Source organism: Xylanimonas protaetiae, assembly GCF_004135385.1.
GTDB classification, from domain to species: domain Bacteria; phylum Actinomycetota; class Actinomycetes; order Actinomycetales; family Cellulomonadaceae; genus Xylanimonas; species Xylanimonas protaetiae.
In genome coordinates this window covers 1,054,083-1,075,301 of record NZ_CP035493.1, presented here as the reverse complement: position 1 = coordinate 1,075,301, position 21,219 = coordinate 1,054,083, and the positions used below count along the sequence as shown (strand labels likewise).

Annotated in this window: 18 protein-coding genes; 14 read left to right on the top strand and 4 right to left on the bottom strand. The window is 74.1% G+C overall.

Annotated features, from left to right (window positions below; genetic code table 11):
* Positions 1-46: 46 nt before the first annotated feature.
* The 3 genes from ddaH to ET471_RS04830 all read left to right on the top strand — a co-directional run bounded on the left by ddaH (position 47) and on the right by ET471_RS04830 (position 3,819).
* Positions 47-952, top strand: a complete 906-nt coding sequence (gene ddaH, locus ET471_RS04840; protein WP_129186848.1) for a dimethylargininase — start codon at positions 47-49, stop codon at positions 950-952.
* Complete coding sequence (locus tag ET471_RS04835; protein WP_129186847.1) at positions 949-2,025, top strand: ornithine cyclodeaminase; 1,077 nt, start codon at positions 949-951, stop codon at positions 2,023-2,025. The genes ddaH and ET471_RS04835 overlap by 4 nt, the downstream gene beginning before the upstream one ends.
* A 180-nt stretch (positions 2,026-2,205) precedes the next feature.
* Positions 2,206-3,819, top strand: coding sequence for an RNA polymerase sigma factor (locus tag ET471_RS04830; protein ID WP_129186846.1), 1,614 nt, complete (start codon positions 2,206-2,208; stop codon positions 3,817-3,819).
* Here ET471_RS04830 and rlmC read toward each other — a convergent pair.
* Positions 3,782-5,038: a 23S rRNA (uracil(747)-C(5))-methyltransferase RlmC gene (gene rlmC / locus ET471_RS04825; RefSeq protein ID WP_129186845.1), complete on the bottom strand. Its 1,257-nt coding sequence runs from the start codon at positions 5,036-5,038 to the stop codon at positions 3,782-3,784. The genes ET471_RS04830 and rlmC overlap by 38 nt on opposite strands.
* A 60-nt stretch (positions 5,039-5,098) precedes the next feature.
* Here rlmC and ET471_RS04820 point away from each other — a divergent pair, with 60 nt between their 5' ends.
* On the top strand, positions 5,099-5,524 hold the full coding sequence (locus ET471_RS04820) for a VOC family protein (RefSeq protein ID WP_129186844.1): 426 nt from the start codon (positions 5,099-5,101) through the stop codon (positions 5,522-5,524).
* Positions 5,525-5,558: 34 nt separating this feature from the next.
* Here the strand turns inward: ET471_RS04820 and ET471_RS04815 are convergent, their stop codons facing one another.
* Positions 5,559-5,942: a RidA family protein gene (locus tag ET471_RS04815; RefSeq protein WP_129186843.1), complete on the bottom strand. Its 384-nt coding sequence runs from the start codon at positions 5,940-5,942 to the stop codon at positions 5,559-5,561.
* A 152-nt stretch (positions 5,943-6,094) separates the two neighbouring features.
* Between ET471_RS04815 and ET471_RS04810 the strand changes: the two genes are divergently transcribed.
* Both ET471_RS04810 and ET471_RS04805 read left to right on the top strand, forming a co-directional pair.
* The gene (locus tag ET471_RS04810) at positions 6,095-6,970 is read left to right on the top strand and encodes a hypothetical protein (protein ID WP_129186842.1); all 876 of its coding nucleotides are present in this window, start codon (positions 6,095-6,097) and stop codon (positions 6,968-6,970) included.
* Positions 6,967-7,176 (top strand): hypothetical protein, encoded by a 210-nt coding sequence (locus ET471_RS04805; RefSeq protein WP_165350403.1) that lies wholly within the window; start codon positions 6,967-6,969, stop codon positions 7,174-7,176. Before ET471_RS04810 ends, ET471_RS04805 begins: the two co-directional genes overlap by 4 nt.
* Positions 7,177-7,182: 6 nt before the next feature.
* Here ET471_RS04805 and ET471_RS04800 read toward each other — a convergent pair whose 3' ends face one another.
* A complete protein-coding gene (locus ET471_RS04800) occupies positions 7,183-7,797 on the bottom strand; it encodes a DinB family protein (RefSeq protein ID WP_129186840.1) in 615 nt (204 codons plus the stop codon).
* Between the two features lie 253 nt (positions 7,798-8,050).
* On the opposite strand from ET471_RS04800, the gene ET471_RS04795 reads away from it, so the two are divergent.
* From ET471_RS04795 to ET471_RS04765, 7 genes are all read left to right on the top strand, one after another.
* Entirely contained in the window at positions 8,051-9,031 is a 981-nt protein-coding gene (locus ET471_RS04795) for an ABC transporter permease (protein WP_242496422.1), read from the top strand.
* A gap of 11 nt (positions 9,032-9,042) precedes the next feature.
* Positions 9,043-9,981: an ABC transporter permease gene (locus tag ET471_RS04790; RefSeq protein ID WP_129186839.1), complete on the top strand. Its 939-nt coding sequence runs from the start codon at positions 9,043-9,045 to the stop codon at positions 9,979-9,981.
* The gene (locus ET471_RS04785) at positions 9,978-12,104 is read left to right on the top strand and encodes an ABC transporter ATP-binding protein (protein WP_129186838.1); all 2,127 of its coding nucleotides are present in this window, start codon (positions 9,978-9,980) and stop codon (positions 12,102-12,104) included. Before ET471_RS04790 ends, ET471_RS04785 begins: the two co-directional genes overlap by 4 nt.
* Complete coding sequence (locus ET471_RS04780) at positions 12,104-13,879, top strand: ABC transporter family substrate-binding protein (protein WP_207207331.1); 1,776 nt, start codon at positions 12,104-12,106, stop codon at positions 13,877-13,879. Before ET471_RS04785 ends, ET471_RS04780 begins: the two co-directional genes overlap by 1 nt.
* 177 nt (positions 13,880-14,056) lie before the next feature.
* Positions 14,057-16,315 (top strand): carbon starvation CstA family protein, encoded by a 2,259-nt coding sequence (locus ET471_RS04775; protein WP_129186837.1) that lies wholly within the window; start codon positions 14,057-14,059, stop codon positions 16,313-16,315.
* A 2-nt stretch (positions 16,316-16,317) separates the two neighbouring features.
* Positions 16,318-16,512 carry a YbdD/YjiX family protein gene (locus ET471_RS04770; RefSeq protein ID WP_342586076.1) on the top strand — a complete coding sequence of 65 codons (195 nt, stop codon included), beginning with the start codon at positions 16,318-16,320 and terminating at the stop codon, positions 16,510-16,512.
* A gap of 158 nt (positions 16,513-16,670) precedes the next feature.
* Entirely contained in the window at positions 16,671-18,503 is a 1,833-nt protein-coding gene (locus ET471_RS04765) for a hypothetical protein (RefSeq protein ID WP_129186835.1), read from the top strand.
* Positions 18,504-18,515: 12 nt separating this feature from the next.
* Here the strand turns inward: ET471_RS04765 and ET471_RS04760 are convergent, their stop codons facing one another.
* Positions 18,516-19,343 carry an MBL fold metallo-hydrolase gene (locus ET471_RS04760; RefSeq protein ID WP_129186834.1) on the bottom strand — a complete coding sequence of 276 codons (828 nt, stop codon included), beginning with the start codon at positions 19,341-19,343 and terminating at the stop codon, positions 18,516-18,518.
* Between the two features lie 120 nt (positions 19,344-19,463).
* Between ET471_RS04760 and ET471_RS04755 the strand changes: the two genes are divergently transcribed.
* Positions 19,464-21,188 (top strand): outer membrane protein assembly factor BamB family protein, encoded by a 1,725-nt coding sequence (locus tag ET471_RS04755; protein ID WP_129186833.1) that lies wholly within the window; start codon positions 19,464-19,466, stop codon positions 21,186-21,188.
* The last annotated feature ends 31 nt before the right edge of the window (positions 21,189-21,219 follow it).

Here is a 21,219-nt window from a genome sequence, read left to right as displayed (position 1 = left end):
CGAACGAGGGTCTGTTGTGCAACGCACCGTCCGTACCGTGGGACGCATGACGATCGAGCTCGCCCTCCCGGACGTGGTGGCCCCCGGCCGCACGGCGACCCCGTGCACCTTCCTCATGTGCCCGCCCACGTACTTCGACGTCGTGTACGCCATCAACCCGTGGATGGACCTGGGCGTCCCCGTGGACACCGCGCGCGCCGTCGCGCAGTGGGAGGCGCTGCGCGCGACGTACGAGCGGCACGGGCACACCGTCCACGTCGTCGAGCCGGAGCCGGGGCTGCCCGACATGGTCTACGCCGCCAACGGCGGCCTCGTCGTCGGTGGGCGGGCGCTCGCCCCGCGCTTCCTGCACCCGGAGCGGCACGCGGAGGGACCCGCGTACGCGCGGTGGTTCGACGCCGCGGCGCGTGCGGGCGTCCTCGGCGCCGACGGCGTCTCGCTCGGGCAGGCCGAGGAGCTCAACGAGGGCGAGGGCGACATCCTGCTGGTCGGCGACCTGCTGCTCGCCGGCACCGGGTTCCGCACCTCGCGGGCCGCGCACGCCGAGCTGGACCGTCGTCTGCGGCTCGCCGAGCAGGGCATCACCGTCGTCTCGCTCGAGCTCGTCGACCCGCGCTACTACCACCTGGACACCGCGCTCACGGTGCTCGACGCCGCCGCCGGGCTCGTCGCCTACCTGCCCGAGGCGTTCTCCCGCGAGTCGCTCGACACGCTGCGCGACCTGTTCCCCGACGCGATCCTCGCCGACCCGGACGACGCCGCCGCGCTGGGCCTCAACGCCGTCAGCGACGGCCGCCACGTCTACCTCAACGCGGCCGCGACCGGCATGCACGCCAAGCTGCGCGAGCGCGGGTTCGAGCCAGTCCCCGTCGAGATCGACGAGATCCTCAAGGGCGGCGGCTCCGTCAAGTGCTGCACGCTCGTCCTCCGGCCCTCGCGGGAGGCGCCATGACCCGTGTCCCGTACCTCGACGTCCCCGCCACCGCGCGCTGGGTCGCCCGCCGCGGCGCCGAGGCCGTCATCGCGGACCTCACCGACGCGCTCGAGCGCGACTTCGCCCGCTGGCCCGAGCTCGAGACCCGCCCGCGCCTCGCCTCGCACAGCCGCGACGGCGTCATCGAGCTCATGCCCGCCGCCGACGCCCGCACGTTCGGGTTCAAGCTCGTCAACGGCCACCCGCGCAACCCGTCGCGCGGGTACCAGACCGTCACCGCGCTCGGCATGCTCGTCGACGTCCACAACGGCTACCCGTCCTTCCTCGCGGAGATGACGATCCTCACCGCGCTGCGCACCGCGGCGACGTCGGCGCTCGCGGCCCGCTACCTCGCGCCGCGCGGCGCGCGGACCCTCGCCCTGATCGGGGCCGGGGCGCAGGCCGAGTTCCAGGCCCTGGGCATGCGTGCGGAGCTCGGCGTCGAGCACGTGCGCGTGTTCGACGTCGACCCGGCCGCGACCGCGAAGCTCGTCCGGAACGCCACCGCGCTCGGGTTTCACGTGGAACCGTGCGCCGACGCCGCGCAGGCCGCGCGCGGCGCGGACGTCGTCACCACGTGCACGGCCGACAAGCGCAACGCGACCGTGCTGCACGACGCCGACGTGCGGCCCGGTCAGCACCTCAACGCCATCGGCGGCGACTGCCCCGGCAAGACGGAGCTGGAGCCCGCCACGCTCCGGCGGGCGTCGGTCTTCGTCGAGCACGAGGAGCAGACGCGCGTCGAGGGCGAGATCCAGAACCTGCCCGGCGACTTCCCGGTGACCGAGCTCTGGCAGGTCGTGACGGGCCGCGCCGCGGGGCGCCGCTCCGACGACGAGATCACGGTGTTCGACTCCGTCGGGTTCGCCGTCGAGGACGTGGGCACGCTGCGGTTCGTGCACGACGACCTGCTCGCCACGGGGGCGCCCGACCCGCTGCTCCAGTGGCTCGACCTCGTCGCCGAGCCCGCCGACCCCAAGGACCTGTTCTCGCTGGTCGCCGCGGTCGACCGGGAGCCCGTGCCGGGGAGCACGGCGGCGCCGGTGCGGTAGCCGGGCCCGGACCCGTGCGTCGTCCGGTGTCCGCGGCGGACGGCTCGTCCGCGCGATGGACCCTGCACCCTGGCCGCTGGCATCATGGGGCGCCGCGGGGGCGGTCGACGCCCCGGCGTGACCGGTCGGGGGGCCGGTCGCCGGTGCGTGCGAGGCACGCGGAGTCGAGGGGTCGTCGCGGTGGTCACGAGGGGTCAGGAGCCGGCGCGCACCGGGGTGCGTGCGGTCGACGACGCTCTCGGCCGGATGCGCGCCCTCGCGCCCGGCCTGGCCCCGGGCGACCCCGGGACCGCCGACCCCGACCTCGTGCGCGCCGCGCTCGCCGCGCTCCCGCACGACGACCAGCGCCTGCTCTGGCTCAAGCACGTCGACGCCGCCGACGACGTGGCCATCGCCAAGAGCCTCGGCCTGTCCCTCGCTGCCGTGCCGCGCCGCCTGCGCCAGGCCGAGCGCAACCTGGCTGCCGGGCTCGCCGCCGTGCACACGCGCGCCGCCGCGGCGGAGGCGGGCGCGTGCACGACGACGCGGGGCGCCCTCGGCGACTACGTGCGACACCGCCTGCCAGCCCGCACGCGCCAGGTGCTCGAGGCGCACCTGTTCGGCTGCCAGGACTGCATGCGCGCCTTCATCGACGTGCGACAGGCCGGGTGGGCGCTGCGCGACGCGGCCCCGCTGCTGCTGGCCGGCAGCGCCGGGCTGGCCACGGCCGGTCCCGTCGTCGCAGGCGCCCTGGGTGCTCCGGCGGCCGGGGCGGGCGGCGTGCTCGCGCTGGCCGGTGCCGGTGCCGGGCTCGCCGCCCTGCGCGACCGCGTGGTCGACGCCGTCCGCGAGGTGCTCCTCGCAGGGCCGCGGGCGGCGCTCGTCGTGGGCGGCTCCGCCGCGAGCGTGGTCGTGGTCGCGGGCGTCGCGGCGGCGGTCGTGCTCTCGGGCGGCGCGCCCTCGCCGGTGCCCGCGCCCGCGCCCGCACCGAGCGCGCCGGTGATGGCGGCCCCGGCCGCGTCGCCCGCACCGGCGCCGCGGTCCGTCGAGGCCGTGGCCGAGCCGAGCCCAGTGCCGTCGCAGCCGACCTCGCCGCAGCCGACGCCGCCGAGCCCGACGCCCGGGCCGTCGCTGCCTGGTCCGTCTGTGCCGGTCCCGACGACGCCTGGTCCGACGAGGCCTGGTCCGACGAGGCCTGGTCCGACGACGCCTCGTGAGACGCCGCCGATCCCGACGACGCCGAGCCCCGCCCAGCCGTCCGCCCTGCCGCCGGCCGAGCAGCAGCCCGCCGTCGTGCCGGCGGCCCCCGACACCCCGGCCCCCGACACCCCGGCGGCCGAGGCCCCTGTCGCGCCGCCTGCCGTCGCGCCGCCTGCCGTCATGCCACCTGCAGCCACGCCGCCCACCGTCACGACGCCGCAGGACCCTCCCGTCGCCCCACCGGAGCCGGCCCCCACCCCGATCCCGGCGCCGCCCGCGCCCACGACCCGCACCGTCGTCGTCACGCTCCCGGGGGCGTGCACCGTGCACGGCCCGCAGCAGCTCACCGTCACGGTGGACGGCACGAGGCTCACCCGCGGCAACGCGGAGCCCGTGCTGCGCGGCCTGCCGCGCGACGGGGTCCTGGTGTGGCCGGCGCACGGCACGCCCGGCGTCCCGACGGGCACGTGGGTGCTGCTGGACCTGACGTGCGACCCGCACGACGTGACCTTCATGCTGAGCGAGCCGGTGCCCGCCCCCGCGACGGCGGCGCTCGTCCCCGTGCGCGGCGGGCGGTCTACGCCCGTTCCAGGGGCGCCCGTTCCAGGAGCGTGAGCACCTCGTAGTGCCGCGTCTGCGGGAACATGTCGAGCAGCCGCACCTGGGTGGGCCGCAGCGACGGCATGCGCTCCAGGTCGTGCGCGAGCGTGACGGCGTTGCAGCTCGAGTAGAGCACCCAGCGCGCCGACCGGGGGTTCCTCCCGCCGGCGGGGGCCGCCTCCAGCCAGTCCGCGAGCTCCGGCCCGATGCCGCGCCGCGGCGGGTTGACCACCACGAGCTCGGGCACGTCCGCGGGGTCGGAGCCGAGCGCGAAGGCCGTCGCGTCCGCCGCGGCGAACCGCACGCCCGTCATCGCGGCGAGCCCGCGGTCGGTCGCCTCGAGCTCGGCGCGCGTGACCTGCGCGGACGCCACCGCCTCGGCGGAGATCTCGATGCCGGTCACGCGGCGTCCCGGTGCCGCGCACGTGAGCGCGAAGCCGCCGACCCCGCTGTACAGGTCCCAGACGCTCGCGGGCGCGACGGCGTCGACCCACTCCTTGGCCTGCCGGTAGAGCGCGGCGGCGACGTCGGTGTTGGTCTGGAAGAAGCTCTGCGGGCGCAGGTGCAGCGTGAGCCCGCCGGGCAGGACGTCGAGCGTCATGGGCAGCGTCTCGCGGTCCGTGAGCACGATCTCGACGTCGCCCTCGAGCACCGCCTTGTGCTCGGGCTGGACGTTGACGGAGAGCACGGCCAGGGCGGGCAGCGACGCCTGGAGCCAGGGGAGGTGCTTGCGCAGCCGGGCCACGGGCTCCTGCGAGCGCAGCACCAGCCGCACCATGAGCTCGCCGGCGGGGGAGACGGTCACGAGCAGGTGCTTGAGCTCGCCGCGTCGCGCGGCGTCGCGCGGCGTGACCCGGCCGCGCGCGGGCGTCAGGTCGTACGGCTGGAGCCGGGCGCGCGTGACGAGCTCGGCCAGCGGGCCGAACGCCTCCTGGAGCGCGGGCGGGTAGAGCGGGCAGTCGGTGAGGTCGACGCCCGTCGGTGCGGCGTCGGCGGGCAGCGCCCCGAGGATGCCGATGACGGGCTCCTCGACCGTGCCCGTGACCACCATCTTGGCCTTGTTGCGGAACCCGCCCTCGGCGCTCGTGACGGGCGGCAGCCACCGCGCGCCGGGGGCGAGCGGGTCGAGCAGCTCGCGCACGTGGTGCTCCTTGTCGGTCACCTGCGTGGGGTAGGCGACCTCGAGCAGCGTGCACGAGCGGCACCGTCCGGCGTCGTAGTGGTGGCACTGCACACGGCCATTCTCGCCGATACGTTGGTCTCGACAGGCTCGGCCGCCGGAGAGGTGACACCGATGGGCAGCTCGCACCCGCTGATCGCGCAGGTGGTGCTCGACACCACGGACGTGCGCGTGCTCGCGGAGTTCTACCGCCTCCTGTTCGGCCTCACGTACCGCGCGGGCGACGAGCCGTCCGAGCCGGACGTCGCCGACGTCGCGCCCGAGACCAAGGACTGGCTCGTGCTGCGCAACCCGGGCGGCATCCAGCTCGCGTTCCAGCAGGTGGAGAGCCTCCCGCCGTCGACGTGGCCGTCGGACGAGATCCCGCAGCAGCTCCACCTCGACACCACGGTGCCCGACGTCGAGACGCTCGACGCGCAGACCGAGCGCGCGGTCGCGCTGGGCGCCTTCCTGCTGCTGGACCGGTCCGGCGACGCCGAGGAGCCGCTGCGGGTCTTCGCCGACCCGGCAGGGCACCCGTTCTGCATCTTCGTGGCGTGAGGGCCTGTCGTCGCGGCGTGACGGCCCGTCCGCGCTACTCCTGGAGCGCCGCGACCGCCTCGATCTCGACGAGCGCGCCGGGCACGGCGAGGCTCGCCACCATCACGCCCGTCACGGCCGTGCGGTGCTCGCCCCAGGCCTCGACCGACGCCGCGTAGGCCTCGCGCGGGTCGACGCGATGGTCGAGGTAGATGGTGAGCTTCGCGACGTCGTCGGGCGTCGCGCCCGCGGACTCCAGGACGGCGAGGACGTTGGCGATCGCCTGCTTCACCTGGGCGACCACCCCGGCCGCCATGGTCCCCGCGGCGTCGACGCCGTTCTGGCCGCCGACGTAGAGCGTGCGACCGGCGGGGGCGATCGTGCCCTGGGAGAACACCGGGCTCTGGTAGAGCGACGGGGGGTTGATGCGCTCGATCATGGCTGGACCTTCCGGACGAGACGGTTCCGCTTCGCACCCTAGGGCCGCTCGCGCCGAGGGGCGAGACGTCCGGTATCGGGCTTGCGTCCCGTGCGACGGTGCGGGAGCATCGCGACGACTCTGCCCGAGTCTCTGCGCGCGAAGGAGCCGCCGTGTCCCGCACCCGCCTTCGCCTCGCGATCGCGTCGCTGCTCGTGGTGCTGCCCGTGGTGCTGGTCAGCAGCGCGTGCACGCCCCGGCCGCAGCCCGTGGCGCTGCAGCCCGAGGTGGACGCCGTCGCACCCGTCCTCGACGGGTGGGACCTCCTCACGGCTGCCGCGGCGTGCGTGCCCGAGGGCGCCACGGAGCGGCCCGCCGTCCCGACCCCCGCCGGGCCGGTGACCACGTGGACGGCGGTCGACGCGTGCCGGGCGCTGGCGACCGGCCCGGACGGTCTCCAGATCGTCACCGCCTCGGGACGGCTGGAGGTGCTCGACCCGCTCGCGGGGATGACCCGTGCCACCGCCGTCGCGACGAACGAGGGGCGCGTCTGGGTCGCCGGGCTCGAGGGCGAGACGCCCGTGCTCCGCGAGCTGGGCGCGGGCGGCTCGCTCGCGCTGTCCCTGCGGCAGGACGCGACGGCCGTCGTCGGGCTCGTCGCCGACGACGAGAGCCCGTGGATGGCGATCGCGACCCCCGACGGCGGCGAGGTGCTGCGCGTGACGACGGCGGGCCAGCGCGAGGCCGTCCACCTCACGCGCACCCCGACGGCGCTCGCCGCGGGCGGCGGGTTCTTCTCGGTGGCCGTCCGGGGCGAGGTGGGGGCCAAGATCGTCCACGGGACGATGCGCCTCGAGACCGACGAGCTCGCAGCCGGCACCACCGTCCCGCTCGCCGCTGCCGAGGGCACGCTGTCGGCCGCGGTCGTCGTGGGCCCCGACGGCGCGACGACCCTGTGGCGCGATCCTGGGGAAAGGGCTGCGGCGACGTGGGCGAGCCCGGGGGCACGGACCTGGCGGACCTGGCGCTGGGGCGCGAGGGGACGGTGACGGGTCTGACGATCGCCGGGGGGTCGCTGTTCGTCGTCGTCACGCACGACGGCGCTCCCGCCCAGGTGCTCACGGGCAGGTTCGGGGACGATGCGCTCGTCCCTGACGCGCGCATCGCCGTCGGCGCGACGACTCCGCTGGTCAGCGGCACCGACGACGCGCTGTGGGTGCTCGGTGACGCCGTCCAGGTGCTGCCCGCCGGCTGAGGCGCGTCAGCCCGCGGGGAAGCGCTCGGCCAGCGCGCGCAGGCGCGCGACGTAGGCGGGCCGGTCCTCCTCGGCCGTCCACAGGTTGGTGCGGCCCTGGGCCACGCCCGCGGCGCCGTCGATGCCCTCGCGCAGGATGTCGGCGTGGCCGGCGTGCCGCTGGAGCTCGGCGACGACGTGCACGAGCACGTGGTGGAGCGTGACGTCGGCGCGTGTGGGGTCCCACCACGGCACGCGCCCGGGGGAGTCGAGGTCGAGCGCGGCGATGGTCGCGTCGCCGTGCGCCCACACGCGGCGGTAGAGGGCGACGAGCCGGGCGGCCGGCTCCGACTCCGTCGCCCACATGTCCTCCTCCAGCACCTCGGGGACGGAGGGGTCCACCCAGGAGAGGGCCCAGGGCGCCTCGGTCTCGATGGCGGGGAAGGGCCGCCCGAAGGTGTGCCCCAGGTAGCCGATCTCGACGGCGGTGCAGTGCTTGACGAGCCCCAACAGGTTGGTGCCGGTCACGGTGCGCGGCATGCGCAGGTCGCGTTCCGAGAGCCCCTCGGTCTTCCAGACGAGGGCCTCGCGGGCTTCCTGGAGGTAGTGGCGGAGTGTCTCCTTGGGATCCCTGTCGGTCATCCCTCCACCGTGGCACGGCCGCGCCGCCGTGCCACCGCGGAGCCCGCCGCCCCGGGGTGTCGTGCCTGGCCAGGGGGCGAAAACGGGGTGCGCGGGGGCGGGACCCTACACCACAGCGCCATGTCCGATGTGTGATGCAATCGTTATGATCACGCACAAATGGCGCCTCACCTGCGCAGACATCTCGGACAGTGAGATCGAACCCGTCGTCTGCGTTCAGACCACACTGATGGGGGCTTTAGGTTTCGACGTTGTGCGGTTCCTTGCTCGACGCCTCGTCAACTACGTGTTGATGCTGTTCCTGGCGACCTCCCTGGTGTACTTCCTGGCGTCCTTCTTCATGGACCCGCGATCCAACTACCTGTCGCGCAACCCCCGGCCCCCGATGGCGTCGATCGACGCGTCGCTGACCGCGGCGAACATCAACGACAAGACGCCGATCTTCGAGCGCTACTGGAACTGGATCACCGGCATCGTCCTGCACTGGGACTGGGGACTCAGCCCCACCCAGGAGCCGGTCAGCGGAGCCATCACCTCCCGCATCGGCGCGTCCGTCCAGCTCCTCAGCCTCGCCACCGTGCTCGGCATCGTCATCGGCGTCGGCCTCGGCGTGTACACCGCGACGCGCCAGTACAAGTGGCAGGACCGCGTGCTGGGCGGCATCTCCACGTTCTTCCTCGTCGTGCCCACCGCCGTGCTCGCGCTCGGCGTGGTCATCGGCGCGATCTGGCTCAACCAGGCCGTCGGGTTCCGGCTCTTCTACGTCACGGGGCTGCACAGCTACGAGGGCCACAACTGGCTGCTGAAGCTCAGCGACCTGGCGCAGCACCTGATCCTGCCCACGATCGTGCTGACCGTGATCACCGCCGTCACGTACCACCTCACGCAGCGCACCTACCTGCTCGACACGATGAACGCCGACTACGTGCGCACCGCGCGGGCCAAGGGCCTGCCGCTCAACGTCGCGATCCGCAAGCACGCCCTGCGCACGTCGCTCATCCCGACGACCGTCAACGTCGCGTTCACGGTCGCCGGCGTGTTCACCGGCGCCGTCATCACCGAGACGATCTTCGCGATCAACGGGCTCGGCAAGTACTTCATCACGTCGCTCGTGAACAACGACATCAACGCCTCGGTGGCCATCGCGGCGTTCGGCGGCGCCTGCGCCCTCATCGCCGCGCTGCTGGCCGACGTCGCCGTCGCCTGGATCGACCCGCGCGTCCGGATCAGCTGAGAGGACGGACCATGGCTGACATCGAACTTGCCGTGACCGCCGCGGCGGCCGCCGAGGTCGTCGCCGACGAGCAGGGCACCACCCTGCGCCGCACCGGGCGCCTCGCCCTCATCGCGCGCCGCTTCGTGCGCCGTCGCTCCGCCGTCGTCGGCGTCGTGATGCTGCTGCTGCTCGTGGTCTTCGCGTTCGTGGGCCCGATGATCGCGCGGTGGGGCTACGACGAGCCCGACTTCCTCGCCCTCGCGCAGCCTCCCGGCGCCGAGCACTGGTTCGGCACGACGACGGGCGGCTCCGACGTCTTCGCGCTCGTCGCCCGGGGCCTGGGGCGCTCGCTGCTCATCGGCATCCTGTCGTCGCTCGCCACCACCGTGGTCGCGGCCCTCATCGGCACCACCATCGCCTTCTTCGAGGGCTGGGTCGAGCGTGTCGGCATGTGGATCCTCGACATGCTGCTCGTCGTCCCCTCGTTCCTGCTCATCGCGATGATCACGCGCTCGGCGTCGGGCACGGGCGGCTGGCTGATCCTCACGCTCGCCCTGACCGCCTTCGGCTGGATCGGCTACGCCCGCGTGCTGCGCACGCTCACGCTCCAGCTGCGCGAGCTCGACTACGTGCACGCGGCCCGCTACATGGGCGTCGGCTCGTTCACGATCATCCGCCGGCACCTGGTCCCCAACCTGGGCTCGGTGCTCATCATCCAGACGGTGCTCGGCGTCGTCGGCGCCGTGAACTCCGAGACGGCGCTGTCGTTCCTCGGCCTGGGCGTCAAGGCGCCCGACACGTCGCTCGGCACGATCCTCCAGGCCGGGCAGTCCGTGGTGCTGACCTCCCCGTGGGTGCTGCTCGCGCCGTCCCTGTTCCTCGTCGCCCTGACCTTCTCGATGCAGCTCATCGGCGACGGCCTCCGCGACGCCATCGACCCCTACTCGCGCTCGGGAGGCAAGGCATGACCACGACCGCGACCCAGCACGTCCTGCGCGACTTCCGCGCGGACGCCGAGCCCGTGCTCTCGGTCCGCGACCTGCACGTCAGCTTCGCCTCCGAGGCCGGCACCGTCCGCGCCGTGCGCGGCGTGAGCTTCGACCTGCTGCCCGGGCGCACGCTCGGCATCGTCGGAGAGTCCGGCTCCGGCAAGTCCGTGACCTCGCTGTCCGTCATGGGACTGCTCGACAAGAACGCGCGCGTCGAGGGCTCGATCCGGCTCAAGGGCCGCGAGCTGCTCGGGCTGAGCGAGGTCGAGCTGTCGAAGCACCGCGGCAACGACATGGCCATGGTGTTCCAGGACCCGCTGTCGGCCCTGACGCCGGTGTTCTCCATCGGCGACCAGCTCGCCGAGGCCCTCGACCTGCACCAGGACTACACGCGCAAGCAGGTGCGCGAGCGCTCGATCGAGCTGCTCGACCTCGTGGGCATCCCCAACCCGGCCGAGCGCCTCAAGTCGTTCCCGCACCAGTTCTCCGGCGGCATGCGCCAGCGCGTCATGATCGCGATCGCCATCGCGAACAACCCCGACGTGATCATCGCCGACGAGCCCACCACCGCCCTCGACGTCACCATCCAGGCCCAGGTGCTCGACGTGCTCAAGACGGCGCAGCGCGAGACCGGCGCCGCCGTCGTCATGATCACGCACGACCTGGGCGTGGTCGCCGGCGTCGCCGACGACGTGCTCGTCATGTACGCCGGCCGTCCCGTGGAGCGCGCGTCGGTCGACGAGCTCTACGCCCGCCCGGCCATGCCGTACACCATGGGCCTGCTCGGCGCCGTGCCGCGGCCCGACCGCGGCGAGAACCGCCGCCTGGTGCCCATCCAGGGCACCCCGCCGTCGCTCGTCGACCTGCCGGTCGGCTGCCCGTTCGCGGCCCGCTGCCCGCTCGTGACCGACGCGTGCCTCACCGCCGAGCCGGCGCTCGCGCCCGTCGCCGGACGCCCGGACCAGCTGGCCGCGTGCATCCGCGCCGACGAGATCGCCGAGCAGGGCCTCACGTTCGAGGACGTCTTCCACGTCGAGGAGGCCGCCGAGTCGAAGCTCGCGGGCGTCCCGCGCGAGAAGCGCGCCACGGTGCTCGAGGTGACCGACCTCAAGAAGCACTTCCCGCTCACCAGGGGCGGGCTCCTGCGCCGCCGCGTCGGCACCGTCAAGGCCGTCGACGGCGTCACGTTCGACGTGCGCGAGGGCGAGACGCTCGCGCTCGTCGGCGAGTCCGGCTCCGGCAAGACGACGACGCTCATGGAGATCATGAAGCTCGCCGCCCCGCAGGGCGGGCAGATCGCCGTGCTCGGCAAGAACCTCGCCGACCTCGGCCGCACCGACCGCGCCGCGCTGCGCCGCGAGCTGCAGATCGTCTTCCAGGACCCGATGAGCTCGCTCGACCCGCGCATGCCCGTCTACGACGTGCTCGCCGAGCCGCTGCGCGTCCACGGCTGGTCCAAGGAGCGCATCAACGAGCGCATCGCCGAGCTGATGAAGCTCGTGGGCCTCAACCCCGACCATGTCGACCGGTTCCCGGCGCAGTTCTCGGGCGGCCAGCGCCAGCGCATCGCCATCGCCCGCGCGCTCGCCGTCGAGCCGAAGCTCGTCGTGCTCGACGAGCCCGTCTCCGCGCTCGACGTGTCCATCCAGGCCGGCGTCATCAACCTGCTCGAGGACCTGCAGGCCACCCTCGGCGTCGCGTTCCTGTTCGTCGCCCACGACCTCTCGGTCATCCGGCACATCTCCGCCCGCGTGGCGGTCATGTACCTGGGCCAGGTCGTGGAGCAGGGCGACACGGAGGCGGTCTTCACCGCCCCGCGTCACCCGTACACCGAAGCCCTCCTGTCGGCGGTGCCGCTGCCCGACCCGACGCTCGAGCGCGACCGCAAGCGCGTCGTGCTCACGGGTGACCAGCCCAGCCCCGCCCAGGAGATCACGGGCTGCCGGTTCGCCGGCCGCTGCCCGGTGCGTGCCCTGCTGCCTGCCGAGAAGCAGCGGCGGTGCGACACCGAGCTTCCCGTCCTGGTGGGCGCGGACCACGCCGCCGCCTGCCACTACCCCGTCACCCCGGGAACCCCGGGTCAGGACACCAAGGAGAACTGATGAAGAGCATGCGGAAGACGGCGGCCCAGGCCACCGTCGTCGTCGCGGCGCTGGCGCTCACGCTGTCCGCGTGCGCGTCGGGCAGCAACGGCGCAGACGGCGACAAGAGCACCGGCGAGCACAGCACCACCGCGAAGCAGCCCGCCGCGGGCTTCGACGCCAAGACCATGGGCACGGACTACCCGATGCCCGAGGAGGGCGTCGCGTACGACAACGCCCAGGACCGCGACAAGCTGAAGCAGGGCGGCACGCTCACGCTGGCGACGTCCGAGGTCGGCCCGAACTGGAACGCCTTCAACACGGACGGCAACACCGGCTACATGGCCCAGTTCTGGACCTACTACCAGCCGCAGCTGTGGGACTACGACGTCTCGGGCAACCCGACGCCGAACCCCGACTTCCTGAGCAAGGTCGAGGTCACCTCGACCGACCCGCTGGTCGTCACCTACGACATCAACGAGAAGGCGACCTGGAACGACGGGACGCCGATCGACTGGACGGCCTTCGAGGCCACGTGGAAGACGCAGTCGGGCAAGGACGAGGCGTACAACCCGCCGTCGACCGCCGGCTACGAGCAGATCGCGTCGGTGACCCAGGGCACGAGCGCGAAGCAGGCCGTCGTCACCTTCGACACGCCCTTCTACCCGTACCAGTACCTCTTCATCAACCTCGAGAACCCGAAGGCCATCGACCCGGCGACCTTCACCGACGGGTGGATCAACAACCCGCACAACGAGTGGGCTGCCGGCCCGTTCGTCGTCGACTCGTTCGACGACACGCAGGCCACGTTCGTGCCGAACCCGAACTGGTGGGGCACCAAGCCGCTGCTCGACAAGGTCCAGTTCAAGGTCATGGACGACTCGGCCTCGATCAACGCCTTCCAGAACGGTGAGATCGACGCGACCGGCGTCGCCACGGCCGACCGTCTCAAGGTCGCCCAGAGCATGGACAACACGCAGATCCGCGTGAACACCGCCACGTCCACGGGCGTCGTCACCTTCAACACGAAGGCCGACTCGCTCAAGGACCTCGCCGTGCGCAAGGCGATCACGCAGTCGATCGACGTCGCGAAGCTCGCCGAGATCAAGTACCAGGGCCTCAACTGGACCGAGGACCCGCTGGGCTCGGAGATCATGTTCCCGTTCCAGGACGGCTACGCGAACAACATGCCCGCCGACTCGAAGTACTCGGTGGAGAACGCCGGCAAGACGCTCGAGGGTGCCGGCTACGCCAAGGGCTCCGACGGCTACTACGCCAAGGACGGCGCCAAGGTCACGGTGAAGTACACCTTCTTCGGTGACTCGCCGATCCAGGCGGCCATCGCCAACGCCGTCCAGGCCATGGGCAAGGCGGCCGGCATCGACATCCAGCTCGACAACCAGGACCCGTCGCAGTTCTCCGACGTCGTCGTGGGCGGCACGTACGAGATGCTCATCATGGCGTGGTCGGCGTCCGACCCGTACGGCTACTCGACCTCGGGCTGCCAGCTCTACTGCTCCGACTCCGACTCGAACTACGCCTACATCGGCGACCCGAAGGCGGACGAGGGCTTCAAGAAGGCCGGCCAGATCGAGGACACGGCCGACGCCATCAAGCAGCTCAACGAGGCCGAGTCGCAGGCCCTCGCGCTGTACGGCACCTTCCCGCTCTTCAACGGCCCGGTCATGATGGCCGTCAAGACGGGTCTCGCCAACTACGGCGGCAGCGCGATGGCGTCGACGAGCGGCTTCAAGGCGCTCAACCCGCACGTCGAGAACATCGGCTGGGAGAAGTGACGACACCCCGTCGCTGACCTCGGTCGACACCGGCCCCGTCGCCTCCAGGAGAGGCGGCGGGGCCGTTGCCGTCCCCGGGCTCCTGGACAACCGGGTGACCCAGGCCACTATGGTGTGACCCGGCAGTCCGGTCAGAGTCGTCCGGATCTGCGGCATTTCAGAGGCAAGGAGGCCCCTGTGCGCTCGCCAGAGCTCGTCGACCTGGTCCGGACCGATCCCGACCAGCCCCCCGTCGCCGTCATCGACCGACGGCCCATGACCCCCGGCAAGAAGGCGGTGTTCGCCGTCGTCGGCCTCGTGGCCGCCGTCGCGTGGGCGCTCGTGGCGTTCGCGCGCGGCGAGACCGTCAACGGCGCCTACTTCGTCCTGGCCGCCGTCGGCACGTACGTCATCGGCTACCGCTTCTACGCCCGCCTCATCGAGTACAAGGTGGTGCGGCCGCGCGACGACCGCGCGACGCCGTCGGAGCAGCTCGAGAACGGGCGCGACTTCGCGCCGACCGACCGCCGCGTGCTGTTCGGCCACCACTTCGCCGCCATCGCCGGCGCCGGCCCGCTCGTCGGCCCGGTGCTCGCGGCGCAGATGGGCTACCTGCCCTCGACCATCTGGATCATCGTCGGCGCCGTCGTCGCCGGCTGCGTCCAGGACTACCTGGTGCTGTGGATGTCCACGCGCCGCCGCGGCCGCTCGCTCGGCCAGATGATCCGCGAGGAGATGGGCACGGTCGGCGGGGCCGCCGGCCTCATCGGCGTCTTCGTCATCATGATCATCATCCTGGCCGTGCTGGCCCTCGTGGTGACCAACGCCCTCGCCGAGTCGCCGTGGGGCGTGTTCTCCGTGGGCATGACCATCCCGATCGCGCTCTTCATGGGCGTCTACCTGCGCTACCTGCGTCCCGGCCGCGTCGCCGAGGTGTCGGTCGTCGGCGTCGCGCTGCTGCTCCTCGCGATCGTCGCGGGCGGCTGGGTCGCCTCGACCGACTGGGGCCAGGACGCCTTCACGCTCGACAAGGTGACCGTGGCCTGGCTCATCATCGGCTACGGGTTCCTCGCCTCGGTGCTGCCCGTGTGGCTGCTGCTCGCCCCGCGCGACTATCTGTCGACCTTCATGAAGGTGGGCACCATCGCGCTGCTCGCCGTCGGCGTGCTCATCGCGCGGCCGGTCGTGGAGGCCCCCGCGCTGTCGTCGTTCGGCATTCACGGCGACGGGCCCGCGTTCGCCGGGTCGATGTTCCCGTTCCTGTTCATCACCATCGCCTGCGGCGCCCTGTCCGGGTTCCACGCCCTGATCTCCTCGGGCACCACGCCCAAGCTCGTGGAGAAGGAGGGCCAGCTCCGGATGATCGGCTACGGCGGCATGCTCGTCGAGTCGTTCGTGGCGATCATGGCGCTGGTCACCGCCATCTCCATCGACCAGCACCTGTACTTCTCGATGAACGCCGCCGCCGGCCTCACGGGCGGCACGCCCGAGACCGCGGCCGCGTACGTCAACGGCCTCGGCCTGTCCGGCACGCCCATCACGGCCGCCGAGCTCCAGGCGGCGGCCGACAGCGTCGGCGAGGCGTCGATCATCAGCCGCACCGGTGGCGCCCCGACGCTCGCCCTCGGCATGGCCGGCATCCTCGGCAAGCTGTTCGGCGGCGGGCTGACCGCGTTCTGGTACCACTTCGCGATCATGTTCGAGGCGCTGTTCATCCTCACCACGGTCGACGCCGGCACGCGCGTCGCGCGCTTCATGCTCACCGACACCGTCGGCAACCTGGGCGGCCCGCTCAAGAAGTTCCGCGACCCCTCGTGGCGCCTCGGCGCGTGGATCGCGTCCGTCGTCGTCGTGGGCCTGTGGGGCTCCATCCTGCTCATGGGCGTCACCGACCCGCTGGGCGGCATCAACACGCTCTTCCCGCTGTTCGGCATCGCGAACCAGCTCCTCGCGGCCATGGCGCTGTCCGTGGTGACGGTCGTCGTCGTCAAGAAGGGCCTGGTCAGGTGGGCCTGGATCCCCGCCGTCCCGCTGCTGTGGGACCTCGCGGTGACGCTCACGGCGTCGTGGCAGAAGATCTTCAGCGACGTCCCGGCCATCGGCTACTGGGCCCAGCACCGCGCGTTCGTGGACGCCAAGGCCAGCGGCGCCACCGAGTTCGGCACGGCCAAGACGCCCGAGGCGATCGACGCCGTCATCCGCAACACGACCATCCAGGGCGTCCTGTCGATCGTGTTCGCGCTGCTCGTGGTGATCGTCGCGCTCGTCGCGCTGTGGGTGTGCGTCAAGGCGTTCCGCGCCGGCGGCCTCCCGACGACGGAGGAGCCCGACGTCACGTCGCACCGGTTCGCACCGCGCAGCCTCGTGATGACGGACGCCGAGCGCGAGGTCGCCGCGCAGTGGGCCGCGCACGACGCCGCCACGGGCGCCGTCCGGGCGCCGGCGGGGGCGCACTGACCGTGGGCGGCGTCGTGCGCCGGGGGTGGCGGGCCGTGGCCTGGTACGTCAAGGGCGTGATGGGGGAGAGCGACTACGAGCGCTACGTCGCCCACCTGCGCCGGCACCACCCGACGGCGCCCGTGCCGACGGTCGGTGCCTACTGGCGGGACCGGTACGCCGCCCAGGACGCCAACCCCGGCGCGCGCTGCTGCTGAGCGCCTGAGCGCCTGACCGCCGCCGAGCCCGGCGGCCGAGCCTGCCCGCAGGTCTGGCCGCCGGGCTCCGGTGCGTGCGGGCTCCGGTGCGTTCGGCCGACGTCTCCCGGGCGAGGCCTCCCGTAGGCGGGCCTCCGCGGGCTGCCTACGCTGGACGGGTGGCACACGACGGCGGCCAGGACGTCCTGGCCTTCGAGCTCGTGCCGGACGACGAGGCGCCGGACGACGACGTCCCGGGCGCGGGCCTCCCGGGCGGGGCCGCCCCCGACGGGGGCGACCCCGGGTCCGGCGACGCGTCCCGCCGCCCCGGAGACGGCCCGGCGGTCGCCCCGTCCCTCCTGACGCGCGCGGGCCGCCGGGCGGGGGCGTGGCTGCGTGCCCGGACGCCCGCCCAGCTCGTCGCCGGGAGCCTGGCGGCCGCGCTCGTCGTCGGGAGCGGCGCGGTGACCGCGGTGCTGCGCGACCGCGCCGACACCGCCCGGCTGCTCGCCGCGACCGGTGCGGTCGCCGACCTCAGCACGCCCGTCCGCACGCGGTGGAGCCAGACCCTCGCCACGACCGAGGACCCCGCCGCGGCGCCCCTGTGGACGGTCGGCGTGCTCGACGGTGCGCAGGACGACGTCGTCGTCGTCGCGGTGCCGGACCCGGACCTGGCCGAGCCGCCCCCGGCGATCGTCGACGACCGCCGCGACTCCGGCTGGTGGCTGCACGGGCTCGACGTCGAGACCGGCGAGCGGCTGTGGCGGGTGCCCGTCGGCGACGCGACCGGGTGCGGCACCGGGTCCGTCAACCTGGGCTGGGACCGGTCCGCCGTGCCCGCCGTCGCGCCGCGGCTCGTGTGCACGACGGGGCGTGGGCGGACGTCGCGCGTCGTCGTCGTCGGGCCCGACGGGCACCTCATCCGCCGCACGCCCGACGGCCTCGACGAGACCACGCGGCTGCTGCCCGGCCCGGGCGGGACGGTGTGGCGCACGGAGCGGCACGGGCCGCTGCCCGCGGGGCTCGAGTTCGTCGAGGACCCGGCCTGGCTGTGGCGGTTCAGCACCGCGTTCGACGCACCACCCGTGACGCTCACGGCCGAGGACGCGGTCAGCGGCGAGACCCTGTGGACCACCACGGTGCCCGTCGGGCGCGTCGAGGACGAGGGCGACTGGTCGGGCTGCGTCGACGACGGGCGCCTGACGACCGTGTTCGACGTCGGGGCGCTGTCGTCCGCCGTCACGGAGGACGGCGTGCAGCTCGACACGTGCGGGATCTCCGTCGTCGTCGCGCCCGACGGCGTCGTCCTGTCGCGCTACCTGACCACGCCGCGGCCCGTCACCGCCTGGCCGCGCGTGCGGACGCTCGCGGGTGGCGGCGTCGCCGTGAGCGAGGGCTTCGTGGGCGAGCCGTGGGACGTGCCGTGGACCCGGTCCACCGACGTCTACGACCGGACCGGGCAGCGGGTGGCGCGGCTGCCCGGCGGCGTGCTCGACCCGCTCGCGACCGACGGCACCGGCGGGCTCGACGCCGCCGGCGTCCTTCTGGTGCGCGACGGCGAGCGCCTCTGGGCCGTGGGCCCGGACGGCACGACCCTCTGGTCCGCGCGCGACGAGCCCGCGACGGTGGGCGCCGTCGCCGAGGCCGACGGCGTCATGGTGCTGGTGCGGCACGGCGCGGAGGCGCGCGGCGAGCTGGTCGGGCTGGACGTCGCGTCGGGCGCGACGCTGTGGACGGCCGGCCCCCTCGGCGGGATGGGTGCCGGCCTGGACGCGGGCATGTACCTGCAGGGTGCGTGGACGGACGGGCGCGTCGTCGTCGTGGTCACGCCGAGCAGCCGCGGCTCGCGCGCGCCACGCACGTGGACGGCGTACGCGGTGCGCACCGGGGCGCGGGTCTGGCAGCTGGGCCCGGACCGGCTCGACGCGATGATGTCGCCCGACGCGGAGTGTCTCGCCGTCACGGGCCACCTGCTGTGCATCGACGGCGCGACGGTGTCCCGGGTGGCGTGACGCGCCCCGCCCTCACGTCAGGTGGTCGTGGTCCCCGTCCGCCCACTCGCGGTGGCGGCGCGCCGAGCGGACGACGACGTCGCGGGCGTCACGCGGGACGACGCCGTCGAAGTTGTTGTAGAGGCGCTCGAAGCTGAAGCGGGCCACGTGGGCCGCGACCCGTTCCGCGACGCGGCCCGAGAGCGGGATGCGGTTCGGGTACGAGCGCATGAAGCTCACGGACACGCGGTCGGGATTGGCGAAGATCGTGTCGCCGCTGAGCAGCACCCCGCGCCCGCCCGCGCCGCCCGCCCAGTGCACGACGGCGGAGCCGGGGAAGTGACCGCCCGGCTGCGTCAGCGTCACCCCAGGCAGGAGCTCCCGCTCGCCCTCCCACGCCTCGAGCGCAGCGCCGGGCCGGGCCACCCAGTCGAGGTCCGCCCGGCTGACCAGCACGGGCACGCCGCCCAGCAGCCGCGACCACTCGAGCTGCGCGCCGAACATGTGCGGGTGCGACGCCGCCACGGCGACCACCCCGGCGTCCCCGGCGAGCTCGCGCACGCGGGCCGCGGCGGCGTCGTCGACGAACGGCAGCGGGTCCCACAGGAGCGCCCCTGCGGGCGTGACCAGCAGCTTCGACTGCTGCCCGATGCCGATCGAGACGCCCGCGACCTCCAGCGCCCACAGCGACGGCTCGAGCTCCGCGACCGTCACGGACGCGCCCGCCGCGGCGAGCTCCTCGAGCGTGGTCCAACGCTGGCCGTCAGCCGGCACCCACTGGCGCTCGTCCGCGCAGATCGCGCAGACGGGCGGGCGGGACGCGTGCTCGACGCCGCAGGTGGCGCACAGGGAGATGCTCACGAGGACTCCTTCCGGACGGGTGCTCCTAGCCTGCACCGGGACCGGCCCCGCGGCCAGGGGCTCGGGCAGCGACCAGGCACCGCCCTTCCCCCGCACAGGCGGAGGCTCTAGCCTGCGCGGATGGTTCGCCGCGACACCATGCTCCTGTTCGACCTCGAGCCCGACGAGGCCGGGCCGGACGCCGCCGCCGTGACCGGCTCCGTGACTGGCACCGGACCGGGCGCCGGGCCCGAGGACGGATCTGGCGCCGGTCCGGGCGGCGCTCGCGGCGGCCGGGTCCCGGCGCTCGCGGACCCGGTGCGGGCCGCCGCCCGGAGCGCCCGGGCGCTCCTCGCGCGGCAGCCGCGCCGCCGCCTGGTCGCTCTCGGCACGGCGGTGGCCGTCGTCGTCGGCGGGACCGCGGGCGTGACGGTCGCGGTCCGGCACGCGCGGGCGGACGCCGCCGAGCGTGCGCGGGTCGCGGCCGTCGTCGCGTCCCCGGGCGGGGTGCGCGACCTGGGCCACGGCGGCCTCACGGCCGCCTGGACGACGCCGCTCACCGGCGAGGTGCTCGGCGCGCTCCCCGGGACGGTCGTGACGGCCGACGGCGGCGACGTCGTCGGGCTGCGCCTCGCCGACGGTCGCGAGGCGTGGCGGCACGCGCTGGGCGGGCAGGTCGACTGCGGGCCGGCGGCCGTCGCCGGCGAGCGCGCGGCAACCCCCACGACGCTGACCTGCCTCGCCGGGCCCGCCGCGGACCGGCGCGTCACCGTCATCGACGCGCGCGGCGACGTCGTCGGGCAGCGCGACCTCGGCGACGCGACGGGCCACGACCTGCACCCGCTGGCCGGCGGAGGGCTGCTCGACGTGCAGCGCACGGGCGAGGTGCCGCCCCCGGCCCCGATCCTCGACGAGAGCGACCTGACCGCCTTCTACCCCGACGGGCTCCTCGTGGGCCAGGGCGTCCGGCTGACCGTGACCGACGCCGTGACCGGGGACGCCCGCTGGGTCGCGGACATCCCGTTCCGGCCCGTCGCCGACGTCCGCACGTGCGGCCTGGCCCCGGACCAGGATGCCGGGTTCCGCGTGCACACGGAGGCCACCGTCCGGGTCTCGGCGACGGTCGTGGACGTCGAGGGCTGCGGCGTCGCGGCGGACTACCTGCCCGACGGGGCGCCCCTGACCGCGCCGCCGGGCTCCGTGCAGGACGCCCTGGTGCCCGACCCGTCCGGCGGGTTCGCGCGCGTGGGCGACACGTCCGCGTTCCTCGACGCGCGCGGCGCCGTCCGGTTCACGGTGCCGTCCGTGGCGGCGCTCCCCGTCGCCACGGACGGCCCGGCACCGCAGCGGCTGGTGCTCGACGGCTCCGGGCACCTCGTCGCGCTCGGTGCGGACGGGGCGCGCGTCTGGCCGGCGGGAGGCCGGTCCGGCACCGGCCCGCGCGTCACCACGGTGCTGGCCCGGGCGGGCGGCGTCGTGCTGAGCCTCGGCGCCGACAACCGGACGCTCGTCGCCCAGCGCGCCGACGACGGCGCCGCGACCTGGAACGTCCGCCTGCCGGGCGGCCTCACGGCGGTCGGGCAGCCGGAGGTGGTCACGGACGGCCGTGTCGCCGTGCTCGCGGTCGGCACCGGGATGGGCCAGGGTGCCGTGACGCACGTCGTGGGCGTGGACCTGCGCACGGGCGAGACCTGGACCGCCGCGCCCCCGGCGACCGGCGACCCGCTGCGGCTCCTCGCCGTCGACGGGCGCCTGCTCGCGTACACCGCCACGGACACGGTGGTGGCAGGCACGCTGCCCGGCGGGGAGACGGCGTGGGCGCGGGAGGGGACGCTGACCCTGCTCGCGCCCCGCGCCCCGCGATGACGGCGGCGTGACCGTGGGGACTGCGGGGTGA

Bases quoted from the DNA above. Each gene is read 5' to 3' on its own strand.
- ET471_RS04835 (WP_129186847.1), top strand. From the start codon at position 949: ATGACCCGTGTCCCGTACCTCGACGTCCCCGCCACCGCGCGCTGGGTC.
- ET471_RS04790 (WP_129186839.1), top strand. From the start codon at position 9,043: ATGGCTGACATCGAACTTGCCGTGACCGCCGCGGCGGCCGCCGAGGTC.
- ET471_RS04820 (WP_129186844.1), top strand. From the start codon at position 5,099: ATGGGCAGCTCGCACCCGCTGATCGCGCAGGTGGTGCTCGACACCACG.
- ET471_RS04780 (WP_207207331.1), top strand. From the start codon at position 12,104: ATGAAGAGCATGCGGAAGACGGCGGCCCAGGCCACCGTCGTCGTCGCG.
- ET471_RS04755 (WP_129186833.1), top strand. From the start codon at position 19,464: ATGGTTCGCCGCGACACCATGCTCCTGTTCGACCTCGAGCCCGACGAG.
- ET471_RS04785 (WP_129186838.1), top strand. From the start codon at position 9,978: ATGACCACGACCGCGACCCAGCACGTCCTGCGCGACTTCCGCGCGGAC.
- ET471_RS04800 (WP_129186840.1), bottom strand. From the start codon at position 7,797: ATGACCGACAGGGATCCCAAGGAGACACTCCGCCACTACCTCCAGGAA.
- ET471_RS04815 (WP_129186843.1), bottom strand. From the start codon at position 5,942: ATGATCGAGCGCATCAACCCCCCGTCGCTCTACCAGAGCCCGGTGTTC.
- ddaH (WP_129186848.1), top strand. From the start codon at position 47: ATGACGATCGAGCTCGCCCTCCCGGACGTGGTGGCCCCCGGCCGCACG.